General features: G+C 62.8%; 3 protein-coding genes. 1 reads left to right on the top strand and 2 read right to left on the bottom strand.

Annotated features, from left to right (window positions below):
• Positions 1–324 (bottom strand): hypothetical protein (locus AB4043_RS24085; protein ID WP_442308329.1); only part of this gene is annotated, 324 nt, incomplete at its 3' end.
• Positions 325–396: 72 nt separating this feature from the next.
• On the opposite strand from AB4043_RS24085, the gene AB4043_RS24080 reads away from it, so the two are divergent.
• The gene (locus AB4043_RS24080) at positions 397–1,365 is read left to right on the top strand and encodes a hypothetical protein (protein ID WP_442308328.1); all 969 of its coding nucleotides are present in this window, start codon (positions 397–399) and stop codon (positions 1,363–1,365) included.
• Positions 1,366–1,400: 35 nt separating this feature from the next.
• Here AB4043_RS24080 and AB4043_RS24075 read toward each other — a convergent pair.
• Positions 1,401–1,912 (bottom strand): hypothetical protein (locus AB4043_RS24075; RefSeq protein WP_442308327.1); only part of this gene is annotated, 512 nt, incomplete at its 5' end.

Genomic DNA, 1,912 nt, shown 5'->3' with positions numbered 1-1,912 from the left:
GTCCAGAACTTCAAATTTTCGACGCTCTTGCTCATCGCCCCTGTCTACCATCCTCCTCCTCTCGGCGATCTGGGCATTTCGTTTTACCCTTTCCCTTTCCTTCCTCTTTTCCAGCTCTCGCAGCCTCACCCTTTCACCCTCTTCGGCTTTTCTCTTGGCGATAGCAAGATGCTCAACAGTCTCGCGAAGTGATCTCTCGAAGTCTTTTCCCATAAGGATATTGTGAGGCGGAATTACCTCATTCGCCACCCGACAGCTTTTGACTGAGGGGAACATCCGCCTAGGCCCGTGGCTGACCAGGGCGTTTGCGTACTTAAGATCCACTCATRRCCCCTTTCGCGTTCATCAACCGATCGGTTCTTGGACACAGCCGCGCAGAGCAGCTGAAAGACCGGCGTGTCCAACAACGGGGTACGCGAAGTCAGAGATCACCATGACGAGGTGTTGACCAACCAGAGTGGTGTGCCCCCTGCCGTACCGATCACCAGCCTGGTCGTCTCGGTGATCGCGCTTGGGGTGTCCCTTTGGGCTTTCCGACGAACAAGGCAGGCGGAGCGTCGATCGTCTTATCCGCGTGTCAGTGTCCAGTTGACCTGGAGAGATGCGCCTCCCGAGGCTCTCCAACCTGACGCTACCTTTGATGACTTTGAGTACGAGCGGCGTAAGAACTCCTTGGGGCTGGCGATCAAGTCTGCGGGGGAGCTGGGCTTCGAGGAAATGCGGGCGCGCGTGAGATTTCGCCGTCCATGGAGCCTACGCACTGTATCGACGCCTTGGGCTTCGGTGGTCATCCCGGATCCAGAGCAAGATCAGGCAGGTCAGTACTCGGCCTACGCATCGCAGGTGTTCAGCCCCTTCGGGAACTGGACCGTCAGGAAGGTGGGGGTTGAACTACGCGCGATCGAGGTCGGGACCGTCGGTCTGTGGGCACGCGTCCCATGGCACAGGCGAACCCTGCAACTTCTCTCTCACCGCATCGCAGCTTTGGAGCACTGGGGGCAAGCCCGGCGAGCACAGCAGAAACACGGCGATTGGATGGAAAGCGTTGAGTGGGCTGAGCACCATAACCCGTGGTGGTGGAGGTCCCGGCGCCTTCGTCACAGTCTGATTGCTGTCCTAGACCGTCGTGATCCGGATACCCATATCTACGCCACTGTTCAGGTTGCCTGGCGTGTCGCTCAGCATGGGGGTGAGGTCGTGCGGCTGGCGCAGCGTCATAGGTACCGCCTGTCCTTCGAACGGGGTGCTGCCATGGAGGGATTCATGTCCTCTCATCGGTTCTCCGGCGCATCACGTGTGGCCACCGCAGACCCCCGCTACCGGTACGGACTTCATTTTCCTGGGGGATCCAGCGGCAAGGCTTGACCGAGGATCTGTTGTGCGGACCGGCATCTCGACGACTACAGCACGCCGAGCAGGGCGTTGTCCTCCCACTGGTCGACCACTTCGAGGTAGCCGGCGAGCACCTTGGAGTGCGGGGCCCACCCGCCCTGCTTGGCGATGACGATCTGGTCGTGGCCCTTCAGCCGGGAGGACGTCGCGAGCCCGCGGCKGGGGCTGTGGCCGGTGAAGCGGATCTCGATCCCCGCGCGCTCGCCGGCGCGGGTCACGACGTCGCCGATCGCCTCGGGCTGCAGGCCGCCCTCCAGGACTGTGTGCCAGCGGTTGTGCAGGCGGCGCCAGGCGTATCCGTCCGGGTCGGTGAGGTCGGCGGCCTCCTTCCACGCCTGCCAAGCCCTTACCGGGCAGATCGACGGCCGGGAGCCGTAGGGGACCGGGACGACGCGGGGGCGGACCTTGGAGACGCGCAGGTCGGCCTGGATGCCGCCGGGGGTCTCGGCGTAGTCGCGCACGCGGTTGAAGGCGAGTTCGTGCTCGCGGCCGGCGACGGCGAAGTGCATGAGCACCATGG

It is taken from the genome of Terriglobus sp. YAF25 (assembly GCF_052113305.1).
Classification (GTDB): domain Bacteria; phylum Acidobacteriota; class Terriglobia; order Terriglobales; family Acidobacteriaceae; genus Terriglobus.
The sequence above is the reverse complement of the archived record's forward strand: the minus strand, read 5'-3'. Positions and strand labels throughout refer to the sequence as shown.